The 16,280-nt window shown below is 45.3% G+C and carries 16 protein-coding genes; 10 read left to right on the forward strand and 6 right to left on the reverse strand.

Annotation, left to right across the window (positions count from 1 at the left end; all coding sequences use genetic code 11):
* Positions 1 to 77: 77 nt before the first annotated feature.
* Positions 78 to 1,007, forward strand: a complete 930-nt coding sequence (ttcA, locus tag EA58_RS10035; RefSeq protein WP_036752027.1) for a tRNA 2-thiocytidine(32) synthetase TtcA — start codon at positions 78 to 80, stop codon at positions 1,005 to 1,007.
* Between the two features lie 479 nt (positions 1,008 to 1,486).
* On the forward strand, positions 1,487 to 2,974 hold the full coding sequence (locus tag EA58_RS10040) for a carboxypeptidase M32 (RefSeq protein ID WP_036752030.1): 1,488 nt from the start codon (positions 1,487 to 1,489) through the stop codon (positions 2,972 to 2,974).
* Between the two features lie 171 nt (positions 2,975 to 3,145).
* On the opposite strand, the gene EA58_RS10045 is transcribed toward EA58_RS10040, so the two are convergent.
* Genes EA58_RS10045 through EA58_RS10055 form a run of 3 tightly spaced genes read right to left on the reverse strand, consistent with a single transcriptional unit; the run spans position 3,146 to position 5,385 of the window.
* Positions 3,146 to 3,814 carry a DUF2987 domain-containing protein gene (locus EA58_RS10045; RefSeq protein ID WP_036752033.1) on the reverse strand — a complete coding sequence of 223 codons (669 nt, stop codon included), beginning with the start codon at positions 3,812 to 3,814 and terminating at the stop codon, positions 3,146 to 3,148.
* Positions 3,815 to 3,817: 3 nt separating this feature from the next.
* Positions 3,818 to 4,582: a glucosaminidase domain-containing protein gene (locus tag EA58_RS10050; RefSeq protein ID WP_036752036.1), complete on the reverse strand. Its 765-nt coding sequence runs from the start codon at positions 4,580 to 4,582 to the stop codon at positions 3,818 to 3,820.
* The gene (locus EA58_RS10055) at positions 4,579 to 5,385 is read right to left on the reverse strand and encodes a DUF2189 domain-containing protein (RefSeq protein WP_036752039.1); all 807 of its coding nucleotides are present in this window, start codon (positions 5,383 to 5,385) and stop codon (positions 4,579 to 4,581) included. Before EA58_RS10055 ends, EA58_RS10050 begins: the two co-directional genes overlap by 4 nt.
* A 388-nt stretch (positions 5,386 to 5,773) precedes the next feature.
* On the opposite strand from EA58_RS10055, the gene potA reads away from it, so the two are divergent.
* From potA to EA58_RS10080, 5 genes are all read left to right on the forward strand, one after another.
* On the forward strand, positions 5,774 to 6,892 hold the full coding sequence (gene potA / locus EA58_RS10060; protein WP_036752455.1) for a spermidine/putrescine ABC transporter ATP-binding protein PotA: 1,119 nt from the start codon (positions 5,774 to 5,776) through the stop codon (positions 6,890 to 6,892).
* The gene (gene potB / locus EA58_RS10065; protein WP_036752042.1) at positions 6,876 to 7,733 is read left to right on the forward strand and encodes a spermidine/putrescine ABC transporter permease PotB; all 858 of its coding nucleotides are present in this window, start codon (positions 6,876 to 6,878) and stop codon (positions 7,731 to 7,733) included. Before potA ends, potB begins: the two co-directional genes overlap by 17 nt.
* A gap of 2 nt (positions 7,734 to 7,735) precedes the next feature.
* Positions 7,736 to 8,506 carry a spermidine/putrescine ABC transporter permease PotC gene (potC, locus tag EA58_RS10070; protein ID WP_036752045.1) on the forward strand — a complete coding sequence of 257 codons (771 nt, stop codon included), beginning with the start codon at positions 7,736 to 7,738 and terminating at the stop codon, positions 8,504 to 8,506.
* A 143-nt stretch (positions 8,507 to 8,649) separates the two neighbouring features.
* A complete protein-coding gene (locus tag EA58_RS10075; RefSeq protein ID WP_036752457.1) occupies positions 8,650 to 9,681 on the forward strand; it encodes an extracellular solute-binding protein in 1,032 nt (343 codons plus the stop codon).
* A 225-nt stretch (positions 9,682 to 9,906) separates the two neighbouring features.
* Positions 9,907 to 10,950: an extracellular solute-binding protein gene (locus EA58_RS10080; protein WP_036752049.1), complete on the forward strand. Its 1,044-nt coding sequence runs from the start codon at positions 9,907 to 9,909 to the stop codon at positions 10,948 to 10,950.
* A gap of 82 nt (positions 10,951 to 11,032) precedes the next feature.
* Here the strand turns inward: EA58_RS10080 and cobB are convergent, their stop codons facing one another.
* Complete coding sequence (gene cobB / locus EA58_RS10085) at positions 11,033 to 11,755, reverse strand: Sir2 family NAD+-dependent deacetylase (protein WP_036752052.1); 723 nt, start codon at positions 11,753 to 11,755, stop codon at positions 11,033 to 11,035.
* 386 nt (positions 11,756 to 12,141) lie between these two features.
* Here cobB and EA58_RS10090 point away from each other — a divergent pair, with 386 nt between their 5' ends.
* On the forward strand, positions 12,142 to 12,678 hold the full coding sequence (locus EA58_RS10090; protein ID WP_036752055.1) for an outer membrane beta-barrel protein: 537 nt from the start codon (positions 12,142 to 12,144) through the stop codon (positions 12,676 to 12,678).
* A gap of 59 nt (positions 12,679 to 12,737) precedes the next feature.
* Here EA58_RS10090 and EA58_RS10095 read toward each other — a convergent pair whose 3' ends face one another.
* Positions 12,738 to 13,103 (reverse strand): MmcQ/YjbR family DNA-binding protein, encoded by a 366-nt coding sequence (locus EA58_RS10095; protein ID WP_036752058.1) that lies wholly within the window; start codon positions 13,101 to 13,103, stop codon positions 12,738 to 12,740.
* 131 nt (positions 13,104 to 13,234) lie between these two features.
* On the opposite strand from EA58_RS10095, the gene EA58_RS10100 reads away from it, so the two are divergent.
* Positions 13,235 to 14,446 (forward strand): transglycosylase SLT domain-containing protein, encoded by a 1,212-nt coding sequence (locus tag EA58_RS10100; RefSeq protein ID WP_051642006.1) that lies wholly within the window; start codon positions 13,235 to 13,237, stop codon positions 14,444 to 14,446.
* A 21-nt stretch (positions 14,447 to 14,467) separates the two neighbouring features.
* Here EA58_RS10100 and EA58_RS10105 read toward each other — a convergent pair whose 3' ends face one another.
* On the reverse strand, positions 14,468 to 14,785 hold the full coding sequence (locus tag EA58_RS10105; protein WP_051642007.1) for a hypothetical protein: 318 nt from the start codon (positions 14,783 to 14,785) through the stop codon (positions 14,468 to 14,470).
* 664 nt (positions 14,786 to 15,449) lie between these two features.
* Here EA58_RS10105 and EA58_RS10110 point away from each other — a divergent pair.
* Positions 15,450 to 16,160: a DUF3581 domain-containing protein gene (locus tag EA58_RS10110; protein ID WP_036752061.1), complete on the forward strand. Its 711-nt coding sequence runs from the start codon at positions 15,450 to 15,452 to the stop codon at positions 16,158 to 16,160.
* The last annotated feature ends 120 nt before the right edge of the window (positions 16,161 to 16,280 follow it).

Here is a 16,280-nt window from a genome sequence, read left to right on the forward strand (position 1 = left end):
CTAGCCTTTTCATCACGCTCAGTGAAATAACCGCCAACGGGTTGAGTACAATACCATTGGTGTGAAAGAGAGATACAATGACTCAAGATCAAGAGCTTACAAAATCACAGAAATATGGTTTTGACAAATTAGCCAAGAAACTGCGCCGCAATACCGGACAAGCCATTGCCGATTTCAATATGATCGAAGATGGCGATCGTATTATGGTTTGCCTGTCTGGCGGTAAAGACAGCTACACCATGCTGGAGATGTTGAGCAGCCTGCAACGCAGCGCCCCTGTCAACTTTGAGCTGATTGCAGTCAACCTTGATCAAAAACAACCGGGTTTCCCTGAGCATATTCTGCCTGAATATCTTGAGTCCATCGGCGTTCAATACAAGATTGTAAACGAAGACACCTACTCCATTGTGAAAGAAAAGGTGCCGGAAGGAAAAACAACCTGCTCCCTGTGTTCACGTCTTCGCCGAGGTATCTTGTACCGCACAGCGAAAGAGCTGGGTGCAACCAAAATTGCGCTTGGACACCATCGCGACGACATGCTGGAGACTTTATTCTTGAATATGTTCTACGGCGGTAAGGTGAAAGGTATGCCACCAAAGCTGGTATCGGATAACGGTGAACACGTTGTGATCCGCCCATTGGCGTATTGTCGTGAAAAAGACATCGAACGCTACTCCGAAATGAAGGCTTTTCCAATCATTCCATGTAATCTGTGTGGTTCACAGCCAAACCTGCAGCGTCAAGTCATTAAAGAGATGTTGCGTGACTGGGATAAGCGGTACCCTGGCCGTATCGAAACCATGTTTACTGCCATGCAGAATGTGGTGCCATCGCACCTTGCAGACTTCAATCTCTTTGATTTCAAGTCAATTGATAAAGACTCTGGCGCAATCAACGGTGGCGATATCGCATTTGATCGAGAAGAGATGCCAGCATCACCAGTGGCCACAGACGATGTCAGTGAATTTGACCCGGGTGAAAAACTCAATATTCTCCAGGTGAGCTAATCACCATCACATGCTAAGCCGCAGAAACTGCGGCTTTTTCATGGTTATCAATCCCACGCTTCAGCGGCCCACAACGTCCCCCATGAACCTGGTAACTGACACACTTTCAGAAAAAGAAGATAGCTATCGGTTCTATTTTTATAGTCAGACACGCTGCATTTTGTAGTAAACCTTTAACAAAGTACTAAAATTTTTGTTAAAAACAGACTGGTATATGGTTGTATTATCCGTATCATAAGAAGGTACGCTAGATACTTGTCATATCATATGAAGCCGTCTGTTCTCCCGCGACGTAGAATCGTAAGAACCACTTCGAGACGCAGGGATAAATTTTTCATGCTTCATCATTTCATCGATTGAATGATATGCCCTATCGCCGGTTCTTCTTCGCATGACACGTTTCTGACAAGTAAAATTCAAGCATGGTTCAAGTCTGCAGTAGTCCTGCACGCTGCCAAAGTCACTATAAAGGATTAAAAATGACTTATTACCAAAAACTGGAGCAACACACCAAGAAGCTCTCAAGAATTCATCATTTATCCGCGATCTGCAGTTGGGATCAAGCTGCAAAGATGCCAGAAGGTGGCAATACTGCACGCTCAGAAGCTATGGCTGAGTTGGCTTTAATACATCATGAGCTTTCTACAGCCGCCCATTTGGCGGAATGGTTCGAAAAAGCTGAAGCTGAATCCCTGTCTGCGGAACAAAAAATTAGCCTGAAAGAAATGAAACGTCAGTGGAAAAAAGACAATGTCCTTCCCGCTGAATTGGTCGAACAAAAGTCTCTGACCGGCTCAAAATGTGAGCATGCATGGCGCTCTCAACGTAAAGAAAACAACTGGCATGAATTCAGCCAAAACCTTGAAAAGGTGGTTCAACTTGCCCGCGAAGAAGCACAGATCCGAGCAGATGCGACAGGTTTGAGCCGTTATAACGCGATGCTGGATTTGTACGAACCCGGAATGACCTGCGAAAAAATTGATGAGATTTTTGGTCAGGTCAAAACCTGGTTACCGTCCCTGATTCAGGAAGTCCAGGCACAGCAAAGCCATGACGAAGTGTTGACGCCGAAAGGCCCGTTCCCTGCTGAGCAACAAAAGACGCTCAGTTTGGATATCATGAGCAAACTCGGTTTTGATTTCAGCCATGGCCGTCTTGATGTCAGTACCCATCCATTTTGTGGCGGTGTACCCACAGATGTTCGCATTACGACGCGTTATGACGAAGACGATTTCACCAGTGCGTTAATGGGTGTTATTCACGAAACCGGACATGCGCGCTATGAGCAGGGTTTACCTGAACAATGGCTGGATTTTCCTGTCGGTCAAGCTCGTTCCATGGGCATTCACGAATCTCAGAGCCTGTTCTTTGAAATGCAGCTTTCGCGCAGCAAACCATTCATCGAAATTCTTGCACCTCTTGCACGTGAAGTGTTCAGCCGCAATAACGATAAGTCTCTCAGTACAGAAAACATGGTGCTATTTAGTACGCGTGTTAAACCGGGTTACATCCGTGTCGATGCGGATGAAGTAACCTATCCTGCCCATATTATTCTCCGTTATGAAATTGAGCGGGATCTGATTGAGGGCAAGATTGAAGTGGCTGATATTCCAGAGCTATGGGATAAGAAAATGACGGAATATCTCGGCCTCTCCACAAAAGGAAACTTCACCGACGGCTGCATGCAGGATATTCACTGGACAGATGGTAGTTTTGGCTACTTCCCTTCCTATACACTTGGTGCTATGTACGCAGCACAATTTATGGCTGCAATGCGTCGCGAGATGAATGTTGATAACCTGATCCGCGAACGGAACCTGCAACCTATTTTCAATTGGCTGGACCGACACATTTGGAAAAAAGCCAGCTTCCTCTCCACCGAGGATATTTTGAGAGAAGCGACAGGTGAAACATTGAATCCGGATTACTTCAAAGAACATTTGGTTAACCGCTACCTTGAGAGTTAACCACTTCAGACGGTAATTTAGAGTTACAAGAAAGGGCCGTTTCGGCCCTTTCTCTGTCTAAAATCTCGTCACCATACTCATCTCAATCACAGTGTTAGTCGCTGCCCCATTCCATTGATGTATAACGTGTACAGATTGGCAGACTTTATACGCTTCCCGGAACGGGAGTGATCACGAGGAAGAAGAACTCGCCAACCAAGGCGTCACCTTCTCTGCTGGGTAAGGTAAACGCAACACCGCATTTTCAGGCAATTCTTTTACATTAACAATCGCTTTGCCATCTTGAATCGCAATCGTGCTATTGTCAGAAACCTCAATCACACCGGATCGGCCCTGATTAAAATGCAAAACAACTCCAGTCACTTCAGGCATAAACCAAGATGAGAACATTCCACCCAGGTCACTTAGCAATGTGTCCATTTGTGGCAGAAGTGCAACCAGCTCGGCTTTTGTCACTGACGTCCCGAACGGCTTGGCAGCGATGACCTGCATCGACAGATCGCATACGATGCCATCGTTAATCACAAAAGTTACATCTGGGTTTGCTTGACGGAGGTTATTATCCAGCGGTACAACTAAAGCATTATCCGCAGGAATCACCAGCGCTTCGTAATGCTCTTCCTTCTGCATCCAGCCTTTATGGACAACGCAGGTTTGACCGGTTTGTTGATCAATCAAATAAAGCGCGATCTGTACATCCGGATGGGACGATTCAACATTATGCTTCAATTTACTGAAAAGGTTGCTGTAGCGCATCTCAATATTCTGCGCCCAAGATTGTGTAGAAGCACCGAGTAATGCAGCAGCACACGCTGCTAATAGAAAAGAGTTTTTAGCCATTTGTCAGCCCTGTTGCCAATACTGTCTGTTATGTCGAATCATACCTTGTATTTCATCAACATACGCATCGCCACGCTCAGAATATCGATGTAAACCTTCAGCAAGCTTCAACCCTGTAACCTGATGGCCAGAAGCTCTTTCCTGAGCCCGGATTTCCCGTAATTCAGCATAAGCTCGATTGCGGTTCACATTCATGAAGTAAGCGTGAACCGATTGCTGAGCATCAGAAAACACCGCAACTTCATGGCTGGCACCTTCATTTCTGGCGCTGGGAACTAAGCCACAACCCGGTGTATAACACCATTGTCCAAAGTAATTGTGGCCTTCTCTGGCAAAACGGGATGTTCCCCAACCAGATTCATTCGCAGCCTGACTCAATACAAGCGCTTCAGGGATTTCATCTACGCGAATCAGCATCTCGTCCAGCCACTGTTCGGTAATCGTGTTATCGTTGAGATCAACCTTATATGCATCCCCAAGCTGACGGGCTTCATTCAAGTCGCTTTCTTGAATCACCTGCCCCACTTTGAGCTGAGTCTGAATTGCCAATAAGAAAGAGCGTTCCTGACTCACTCTGGCATTTTCCTGCGCGACGGCAGGACGGAGAAAGTTGAAAAAAGCTTGTTTCTTCTGGCTGATATCTTCCATGACATTAAAGTCCGGTCGGGTCGCCTGTTTTGGCTCTTCAGCTGGTTTTTCAGGTTCGGCACAGCCAAAGATCACCAACGTCCCCCCCGCTACGGCAATCTTTTTTAAATTTTTTATCACGCGTCAAATACCTTTGTCTCTTCTTCTTTTCCTTGGCTGTTATTACTACCATCGTCTCCTTTACGCACCGTGGTCACCTGAAGTGTGATACCAAACAGATTTCGGTACACAATCGCTTTCACATTAAAGAAAAATGGAATTGTCCAGATCAGACCAATACCCGCAGTGGCGAAAGAGATAAAAAACAGAATCAGTACGACCAGGAAAATTGCACTCATTGGCAGAATCTTACGAAATGTTGCCACGACCGAATATTGAATAGCCTTGATTGGTGTCACACGCTTTTCACAAACCAGTGTGATCGTCATGCTAAAGGCCATGGTCAGAAACAAACCGAGAATTGGGAACAAAGCATTACCGATTCCCTGTAATGAAGAAGTCAGCAACATCGTCACAACAGAGACTACGGCAAAAGGAAATCCTTTCACCAGATAACGCGGTTTTGTCGGTAAACCCACTGCATGATTCAATGCCATCAGGCTTATACCGGCATACAGAGGGGCGCTGAGGACATCCGACCAAAAATTCGCCATAAATCCAGCTTCGACAATTTCTGGTGTCAGGCCTTCACCGGTGATAAAAGCATCAAAAAATAAACCTGGGTTGCCCAGTTGGACTTTCAGCGCAAGTAACAACAACGCCAGCTGTGCCAAAAACAGGCCGGCAATGGCCGGAAAGAATGTCAGAAAGTGCTTTGCAGTCACTTTCCAGGCTTCCTGAAGAACAGCGATAGCCTGCAAGTCTGCTTTACCAGACGTCGCTTTTTCGATTGAGCCGCCAACCTGAAGACTTTTGTTATTCATGCAGATAAATGATTCACAGTAAATTCAAAACAGTGGTCCCGATTGTACGCTACCCCTTCCCGTAAACAAATCTTGCGATGGTTAAAAAATGCTTCAATACCTCAAAATCAACGCAAAGATATCGGATTCATTCGGATTACATTCAGATTATCGCTGGTGGCTGTCGTCTGTTTGCAATCTTAAACCTGCATGATTCATGCAGTAAAACCCGCAGAAATTGTTAAGAAATCATCAACAACCATCCACAAAGTCAACAAGCAAAAAAGTCATGAGAATGACTCAAAAAAAACTTTGAATTCAACCGGTGGAAGTCTATTATCCGCCTCCTGAAATAGACCTTATTTGTGCAGCAATACGTTGCATGAAACGATGTGGAGACAAGGTAGAGTTGAACACAAACATCACATCCAAAGAATCGGTTATTCAACTGACAGGGCTCAGCAAAAGCTTTGACGGTAAACAGATTATCACCGGGTTAAACCTCAACGTAAACGACGGTGAGTTTTTAACCATTCTTGGTCCCTCTGGCTGTGGGAAAACCACCGTTCTGCGTCTGATTGCTGGCTTTGAAGATGCTGATCAAGGCCAGATCGTGATTGCCGGACAAGATGTAACACATGTTCAAGCCGAACAGCGTCATGTCAACACAGTCTTCCAGAGTTATGCTCTGTTTCCACATATGACTGTATTTGACAACGTTGCATTTGGCCTGCGGATGCAAAAAGTGCCTGAAAAAGACATCAAGCCGCGCGTCATGGAAGCACTGCAAATGGTTCAGCTTGATCAATTTGCACCGCGTAAGCCGCATCAATTATCTGGTGGCCAGCAACAAAGGGTTGCCATCGCCCGTGCTGTGGTCAATAAGCCGAAAGTTCTGCTGCTGGATGAATCTCTTTCCGCACTGGATTACAAACTTCGGAAACAGATGCAACTGGAGCTGAAACAACTTCAGCGTCGTTTGGGCATCACCTTCATTTTCGTGACCCATGATCAGGAAGAAGCCCTGTCGATGTCAGACCGCATTATCGTGATGCGTGACGGGAAGATCGAACAAGACGGCACCCCTCGTGAAATCTACGAAGAACCGAGCAACCTGTTTGTTGCCCGCTTCATTGGTGAAATCAACGTCTTCGATGCAACGGTGATTGAGCGCATTGATGAAAAACGCATCAAAGCGACCGTCGAAGGCCGGGAAGCCGTCATTCACTGTGACTTAAGCGTGAATCAAAATGACGCGCTGAAAGTTTTACTTCGTCCGGAAGATATTCGTCTGGAAGAGATCAACGAAAACGAAGAATCCTGGGGCCTGATGGGTCACGTTCGTGAACGGACCTATAAAGGGATGACTCTGGATTCTGTCGTTGAGATCGAAACCGGCAAATCGGTCATGGTCAGTGAATTCTTTAACGAAGATGATCCGGATGTAGACCACTCCTTGGATCAGAAAGTCGCGATCACCTGGGTTGAAAGTTGGGAAGTGGTACTGGCTGATGACGAAAAAGCTTAATCTGCAAAACATCATCATCTCGGTGATTGTCGGATGGCTGCTGCTGTTCGTATTCATTCCGAACCTGATGATTATCGGCACCAGTTTTTTGACGCGTGACGACGCAAATCTGATTGATCTGACTTTCACGCTGGAAAACTACGTCCGTTTGTTTGATCCCCTGTATGCGCAGGTGATGCTGCATTCGTTCTACATGGCCGGCATGGCAACGATTCTCTGCCTGCTGGTGGGTTATCCGTTTGCATACAGTATTGCAAAAATGCCGCAGAAATGGCGTCCAGTGATGCTGTTTCTGGTCATTGTACCCTTTTGGACGAATTCACTGATTCGAACATACGGCCTGAAACTCATGCTGGGGACGCAGGGTGTATTCAACAGCAGCCTGATGGCGATAGGGATTATTGATAAACCACTCCGCATTATGTACACAGAATACGCCGTCATGGTTGGTTTGGTATATATCCTGTTACCTTTCATGGTGTTACCTCTATATTCAGCAATCGAAAAGCTGGATCACACTTATATTGAAGCTGCGCGTGATCTGGGCGCGAATAAAGTGCAAACCTTTATCAAAGTTATTGCACCTTTGACCATGCCAGGCGTGATTGCGGGCTGTCTGCTGGTCTTCCTGCCAGCAATGGGAATGTTCTATATTTCAGACCTCTTAGGGGGTGCGAAAAACCTGTTGATTGGTAACGTGATTAAGAGTCAGGTACTCAACGCCCGTGACTGGCCATTTGGTGCAGCAACAAGCATTGCCCTCACCTTGTCTATGGCCATCTTGCTGTATGCCTACTACCGTGCTGGCAAGCTACTCAACCGTAAAGTGGAGCTGGAATAATCGTGGGACGTATTTTTAAATTCAGCTTGATGTCTGTGGTATACGCCTTTTTGTATATCCCGATCATTATTCTGATCGTCAACTCCTTCAATGCCAGTAAATTTGGGATGAAATGGGGCGGCTTTACAACGAAATGGTATGAGCAGCTGGTCAACAACGACAGTCTGATGCAAGCAGCTTGGCACTCATTGAACATTGCAGTGTTTTCAGCCACAGCTGCAGCCATCATTGGCAGTTTGACCGCAGTGGCCCTGTTCCGCTACCGGTTCAAAGGCAAAAGTTTCGTGAATGGCATGCTCTTTGTGGTGATGATGTCTCCGGATATCGTGATGGCTATTTCCCTCTTGGCGCTCTTTATCCTGATGGGCGCAAAACTGGGTTTCCTCACATTGTTGCTCTCCCACATCACATTCTGTTTGCCGTTTGTCGTGGTAACTGTATACAGCCGCCTGAAAGGCTTTGACGTCAAAATGCTGGAAGCTGCACGTGATTTAGGTGCCAGTGAATGGGTCATTCTGAAGCAGATTATTTTGCCGTTAGCAAAACCGGCTGTTTTTGCCGGATGGCTGCTGAGTTTTACTCTGTCACTCGATGATGTGATTGTCAGTTCGTTTGTAACTGGCCCAACTTATGAAATTTTACCTTTGAAAATTTATTCAATGGTGAAGGTTGGAATTTCCCCTGAAGTCAATGCGTTAGCAACTGTCATGCTCATTATTTCTTTAAGTATGGTTATGCTTTCTCAGGTCATTTCGCGCGATAAATTAAAATAAATTGCGTTTCTTCTTTTCTGCCTGATAATCAGGCAAGAAACACGGCCAGGTCGTTTTCTGACTGGCCGTTTATGCAGGAAATCAACCCATTGATTCCCTGTTTTATTAACTATCCCATCAGGGATTTTGGAGTTATCACATCAATGAAGAAGTGGTCCGCGTTTCTGGCCAGTGCCGCATGTGCAGCTACTCTGGTATCCGGTAGTGTCAATGCAGCCAATAAAGAATTAGTGTTTATGAACTGGGGTCCGTATATCTCTACGGAATTACGCGAACAGTTCACGAAAGAAACGGGCATTAAAGTCATCTATTCGACTTATGAGTCGAACGAAACCATGTATGCCAAACTGAAAGCACACCCAGAAGGTTACGATCTGGTCGTGCCATCAACCTACTTCGTTGCCAAAATGCGCGATGAAGGCATGCTGCAGAAGATCGACAAATCGAAACTAGCGAACTTCAAAAACCTTGATAAGAATTATCTGAACAAGGCATTTGACCCAAGCAATGAATACTCTATTCCTCATGTTCTGGGTATTACTGGCCTTGCTGTGAACACAGAAATGTATAACCCTGCTGATTTTGACAGCTGGGAAGACCTGTGGGACCCGAAATACCGTGGTCAACTGATGCTGATGGATGATACCCGCGAAGTGCACCACATTGCATTAAAGATTCTTGGGTATTCTGGCAACACAACCGATCCAAAACAAATCAACGAAGCTTACGAAAAACTGAAAGAGCTGATGCCAAATGTGCTGGTGTTCAACTCTGACAACCCTGCTGCACCATACATGGCAGGTGAAGTTGGCTTAGGGATGCTGTGGAACGGTTCAGCCGCTGCGGCGCAGCGTGAAGGACTGCCTATTCAACTGGTATGGCCAAAAGAAGGCGGTATCTACTGGGTAGACAACCTATCGATTACCAGCAACGCGAAGAACGTGGATGCTGCGCACAAGATGATCGACTTTCTGTTGCGCCCGGATATCGCGGCAAAAATTTCAGAAGAAACCGGCTACCTGACGGGTGTTGAGGCTTCTAATGCGAAGTACAAAGACAACCCGACGTTATTCCCGCCGCAAGAAGAATTAGACCGCGGTGAATTCCAAAACGCAGTCGGCGATGCCAATATTCTGTACGAGGAAAACTTCCTGAAACTGAAAGCTGGCCAATAAGTACTTTCTTTAGGCAACCAAACCATTTTGGTTGCCTTTTTTCTTATCCCCTCTGCTATACTCTCCCACTGATTCTTGAGTGAATTCCATACGTTAGAAACGGCTCCAATCCCTTTCTGACATACATCTGTCAACGAATTTGACATCACTTGTCCGCAAGAGAGGTGGGCATTGCTATAGCGTCCGGATAGCCTCGTCATGGCTTCCGAAGTTAGGAGTAAAAAAATGAAAAAATGGTCTTCAATGATGACCGGCGGTGTGTTTGCCTTGTCACTTGTTTCCAATGTGGCTATGGCAGCAGACAATGAACTGTATTTCTATAATTGGTCTGAGTATATTCCAGCTGACGTGTTGGAAGACTTCACCAAAGAAACCGGTATCAAAGTGATTTACTCGACATATGAGTCGAATGAATCGATGTACGCAAAATTGAAGACCTATGGTACAGGCTATGATTTGGTTGTTCCTTCGACTTACTACGTCTCCAAGATGCGAGATGAAGGCATGCTACGTAAGATCGACAAGTCAAAACTGAGCCATTTTAAAGAGCTGGACCCTAACTTTCTGAATAAGCCCTTTGACCCAAGTAACGACTACTCGATCCCATACATTTGGGGAGCTACCGGCATCGGTGTGAACACCGATATGATTAACAAAGACGAGATCAAAGGCTGGAGCAATTTCTGGGACAGCAAATGGCAAGGCCAGTTAATGATGATGGACGATGCCCGAGAATTCTTCCATATCGCATTGCGCAAGCTGGGCTATTCAGCCAATACAAAGAACCCGGAAGAAATTAAAGCCGCTTATGAAGAGCTGAAAAAGCTGATGCCAAACATCTTGTTATTCAACTCAGATTTCCCTGCAAACCCATATATGGCTGGTGAAACCTCATTAGGCATGCTTTGGAATGGTTCCGCCTATATGGCTCGTCAGGAAGGCGCACCGATTGATATCGTGTGGCCAAAAGAAGGCGCAATTTTCTGGATGGATAGCTTAGCCATTCCAGCCGGTGCAAAGAATATTGATGCAGCCCACAAAATGATCGACTTCCTGCTCAAGCCTGAAAATGCAGCAAAAATTGCTTTAGAAATTGGTTATCCAACCCCAGTTGCGACAGCAAAAGACAATCTGCCAAAATCTTTTGTTGATAACCCAAGCATTTACCCGCCTCAGGAAGTGCTGGATGCTGGTGAATGGCAAGATAGTGTTGGCGATGCTGTCGCACTTTATGAGGAATACTTCCAAAAGCTGAAGGCCGGACAATAACGACCGAATGATGGAAAGGCGCCTGGTATGGCGCCTTTTTCATCTGGTTACCTTCTTTAATAAAGCTTCCTTTTGCATTCAGCTACGAAGCGTCTGCTGTCAGCAATTCTTCAACAATCTGAGGCACAATTTGTGAGGCGGGACCGTAACGCTTCTCCTCAAATTCACTTTCGATAATGCTGGGTTCCAGATTGAGCTCAATGGTATGTGCGCCCTGCATCGCAGCTTCATGAACAAACCCCGCAGCTGGATATACAGAGCCTGATGTTCCAATCGCAATAAAGAGATCCGCCTCTGTCAACGCGGCATAAATCTTATCCATACCCTGTGGCATTTCTCCAAACCAGACGACATTCGGACGTAAAGGTGCGGGAATCTGGCAGCAGTGACAGCAATCATCCAGAGAAATATCTCCACTCCAGTCAATTGTCTGCCCGCTCTGACTGCATTGTGCTTTCAGTAATTCGCCGTGCATGTGAATAACATGCTGACTGCCGGCTAATTCATGAAGGTTATCAATATTCTGCGTCACGATGGTGACATTGCCATCAAGCGCCTGCTCTAAACGTGCAAGCGCGTAATGCGCCGCGTTTGGCTTCACCGTTCCGCTTTCTAACTGTTTGCGGCGTTGGTTGTAAAATGACTGCACTAAATTCGGGTCTTTCTGATAGCCTTCAGGGGTCGCAACATCTTCTATACGGTGGTTTTCCCAAAGCCCATCCTGATCCCGAAAAGTTTTGATACCAGACTCAGCAGAGATCCCTGCCCCAGTGAGAATGACAATATTTCGATAGGGAAAATGCATCTTTCCTTGCCTTTGTTCATTTTTCTTTCAGTTATACCACTGACTGATGGCGAATATAACTCCTTCGTTATCAGACTATGGTCTTATGATATGTTTGTCGTTTGGGGTGAGAGCCTTTTAGTTTATTGAATTTTAATACGATTAAATAAGTTATAGTGCATTAGATACAGATCAAAGTTCTTACATTTTAGACTGCGCTATTTTCCTCAACATGAGTTAAAAAGTTCACACCAAAGAAAGTAACATACTGAATATATTTGTGAAATTACGTAATTTCCGCCCTAACCTACCTTTGAGGAACAATAAGAAAAGTTTCCACAACTTGAGCAAGAATTTAAGGTCTCGTCTATGCTTCTGAGGTATCACAAAACAATGGAGTGATAAAAATGAAGCAAAAAGCATTGGCAATATTAGTGTCTACGATGTTAGCTAGCCCAGCTGCACTTGCTGTAACTCTGGAAGAAGGTACGCAAGAGTTTGGTTTACAAGGTAGTTTGGATCTTGATTACATTGACGATTACCTGTTCATTTTAAATACCTCTTATGGATACTTCCTGACTGACGACTGGGAGCTCGGTGGTGTACTCGATGTCAATATGAGCGACAGCACAAAAACATTCCAAATTGGTATGTTTACAGAGTACAACTTTACCAATGACACCGATTGGGTACCCTACTTAGGTGCAGCGGCTCAGCTTGCTAACCTGTCCGCAAATGATAATGAAGATGTCGACTTTGATATCGAAGATGTCACCGCCTTAAATATCAAACTCGCTGCAGGTCTGAAATATTTCATCAACCAACACGTTGCGCTCAGTGCTGAAGTGAACTACAACATCGCCACAGATGATATTAACGTCACCAAAGACGGTGTGGAAGACAGCTTCACCCGATTTATCTTCGGTACGCGATTCTATTTCTGATCATTCCCCGATGTTCCCCCTCAGATCAACGCCACTTCGTGTGGCGTTGATTCTTGCTTTCATTTCAAAGCACTCTGCTGAGCTTTACTCAACCCGCTGACAACCAAATGATATGATGCTGAAGCCAACTGCTCTAACATGCCTCTCTGTAACTGACCATCCATACGAATTGTAATCCAGTGACGTTTATTCATATGATATCCGGGTGTAATGGACGGGAATTCTCCCACCAAAAACTCCACATCAGCCGGAGCCGCTTTCACCGTCAGAACAGGCGTGTCCTCTCTCACAGCAATCCAGGCGAACATTTTTCCTGCCACTTTATAAACCGTTGGCTCTGGACCAAATGGATAGTCAATCACGGCACCTGATTGGCTCAAAAGGTGCTGATCAATCAACGCAACCAAATCACTTGTACTTTTCACCCCATATCCTCCGTAAACAAATATAACAACCGTATCAAAAATCAGACAGTTTGCATAAAACGGGCTTGCTATACCTGAAAAGTTCCACAAAAAAATACTGGCTCGATGTGAACTAGGTAAGCAGGTCTGTTATGAAATATGCTATGCCGTTGTTAGTGTTATCATTCCAGTTACTGACTGGTTGTGAAAGCTTGTCCCTTTCGCAGACAAAAACAGAACAAGTGAATGTGCAAGAACAAGCTTTACTGCACTTATCACTCAATCATGCGCGTTGTCAGATCGATCACAATGTTGTCGAAGGCCGGTATCTCGCAACGGGCTTACCTGCAGATTATACCCCGCCGACCTTACCCGAATTATCAATGATGAAAGAAACCAGTTTATGGGAAAGATTGGCACAAGAAAGCAGATTCAACATCCCCAATGATCGTCGCGTCAAATATTACCGGCAGTGGTATCTTCATCGGCCTTTGCATATCAAAACCGTTTCCAAACGGGCCAAGCCTTTTCTCTATTTTCTTTATGAGAATGTCAAGACACGACAGTTGCCGATCGAATTAGCATTGTTACCTTTTATTGAAAGCTCTTTTGATCCTGACGCATACTCTTCCCAGGGAGCGGCAGGGCTTTGGCAGATGACGAAACCAACCGGCAAATCTTTTGGCCTCCAAATCAATACTGAATATGACGGACGACTAGACATTGTTGCATCGACCAACGCCGCGCTGGATTTGCTTGAATACCTGCATCAGAAATTCAAAGGGAACTGGCTGCATGCAATTGCAGCTTATAACAGTGGTGAAAGCCGAGTCCGTAAGGCGATACGGCAAAACAAAAAGCAGGGAAAACCAACCGACTTCTGGTCTCTGGATCTCCCGAAAGAAACCGCACATTACGTTCCTAAGCTACTTGCCCTGAGTCAATTATTAAAAGAACAAAGTCAATTCAACATGCCACTTGCCTTTATTCCTCATCAACGAGTGATGGCAACAATTACAGTCACTCACCAAGTCCCATTGAAGCAGATTGCAAAGGATGCCGGTATTTCCGGAAAAACACTCAGTTTATTCAACCCCGCTTACACTGCGGGACTGACACGCCAGCGGGAAGAAAGCACGCTGCTGATCCCCCGTCAGCAACTGGAACACTTTTATCAGCAGTCAAACACTTTGCAATACATCAAGCAGAAGTACAGCATTCACCATATTGAGCCCGGTGACTCGCTGTATCAGCTAGCGACATTGAACAATACATCAATTGGTGCAATCAAAAAAATAAACCAACTGGCCAACAGTAAAATCCATGCCGGTCAGCGATTATTGATTCCAGTCCAATCATTCTGATAGTGAATCAATGTAAACAGCTTATTTGAGGGGTTCTTCACTCACAAGCGGACCACCCTGACTGGCATTCCAATCTGGCTGCGTGACAGAATTCAACACACTGCCCACAGCGTTCAGGAGGTTGATATTCGTTTGATGATGCGACAAAGCCAAACCGACAATCACGCCAGCCAGTAAACAGGCCGGTGCAATCAGGCTACGGATTGCCATCAAACTGCTCAGTGCGATAACCATGAGGATCGTTGCGACATACAAATGCCCTGAAAACTGAGTAAAAAAAGCGACATAGACAGCGGTGGCCTGAATCAAGCCACCCAGTACTAAAAAGGATATTGTCATTTTTTCACCACGAGTTGTACTTTTCTTGTGTTGTTTTTGTGAGTATAGACACAGGCGCGACAATTGTGGCGATCACTTGAGTATTTGAATTCACTGTTGCAAATTTGTTTTTCTCTTGTGATGAATATGTTCTTGTGTTCATGAACTATACTGAAAATAAAAGAAAAGCTGTGCTGCCCCGAGGGAAACCACCACAGGACAGAAAATAACAACGATAAAAATTCAGGAGGGTATGTCTATGAATCATCACGACGAAATGATCGTCCCCAGCACTGTCGGGTTAATCGGCAGAATAGAGATTGCAGCCGTCTGCATTTTGGCTGCTGGATTGTTTCTGATGCTTTTTTGAAACAGGAAAGGCTGACGATTCAGTACAAGAAGAATTATAGGGTGCTCAGCTTCAGATAAAGCTGAGCACCCTTTCGAATGCAGTTTCCCTACCGCTTATAGTCTCTGGCCTCTTCTACACGTCCAGATAAAGCATGGAGATCGCTCTCCAAATGGACGGGAATCATACATGAGTATGTCATCAGTTGCATCACTTTTGTGATAACTTCGGAAGCATGTCTTTATTCTGACGCATTCCCCATCTGGCTAGACCATTTGCTCTGAATTTTTCGGTTAAACTACCCGGATTACGATGATCTAAGGTAGTTCCAACTCAATGTTTCTAAATTCTTACTTCGCTGAACAAAACGGTCGTTATTCTTTTTCTCGTGAACAGGCCAGCCACTTTGCCAAGAAAGTTGCCGGTGACTTTAACCCAATCCACGATGCAGACAACAAGCGATTCTGTGTCCCGGGCGACCTGCTCTTTTCTGTGATGCTGGCCAAAACTGGTTTAAGCCAGAAAATGCGAGTGGAATTTGCCGGTATGATCTCCGATGGTATTCCATTAACCATTCATACCAAATCGGCAACCGATTTATCGCTGGTCGATGAGAAAGGAAAAGAGTATTTGCATGTGATCCGTGATGGCGAGATTACCCACAATACAAACCTGATTGAAACCGTCACCAAAAACTATGTGCAATTCTCTGGTATGAACTTTCCGCATATCATGGTGCCACTCATGGAATCAGAACAGGTCATGATCAATCCTGCCCGTCCATTGGTGATCTACGAAAGCATGGAATTAGAATTTTCCCGCCTGGATCTCGATGTACCTCAAGTAGAGCTGACCGATTCCATCATTGAAACCGACGGCAAACGTGGCAGTGTCACACTCGCTTTCAGCTTCAAAGAACATGGCGAAGTCGTTGGCGAAGGCAGAAAGAAAATGCTGATGAGCGGCTTGAAACCCTATTCACAGGAAGACATTAACGACCTGGTTGATCGGTTTAATGCACGTAAAGCAGCATACTTAGCTTCATAGTTTTAGTTGCATAATTTTTGCTGAATAGCCTTCCTAGCGACATCGTTCTTTTCAGCAGACACGGGTGTCCAGATTATCTTTTTCATCTCTGGACACCTTTATCTTTACCTGCTACATTCC

Source organism: Photobacterium galatheae (assembly GCF_000695255.1).
Lineage (GTDB): Bacteria > Pseudomonadota > Gammaproteobacteria > Enterobacterales > Vibrionaceae > Photobacterium > Photobacterium galatheae.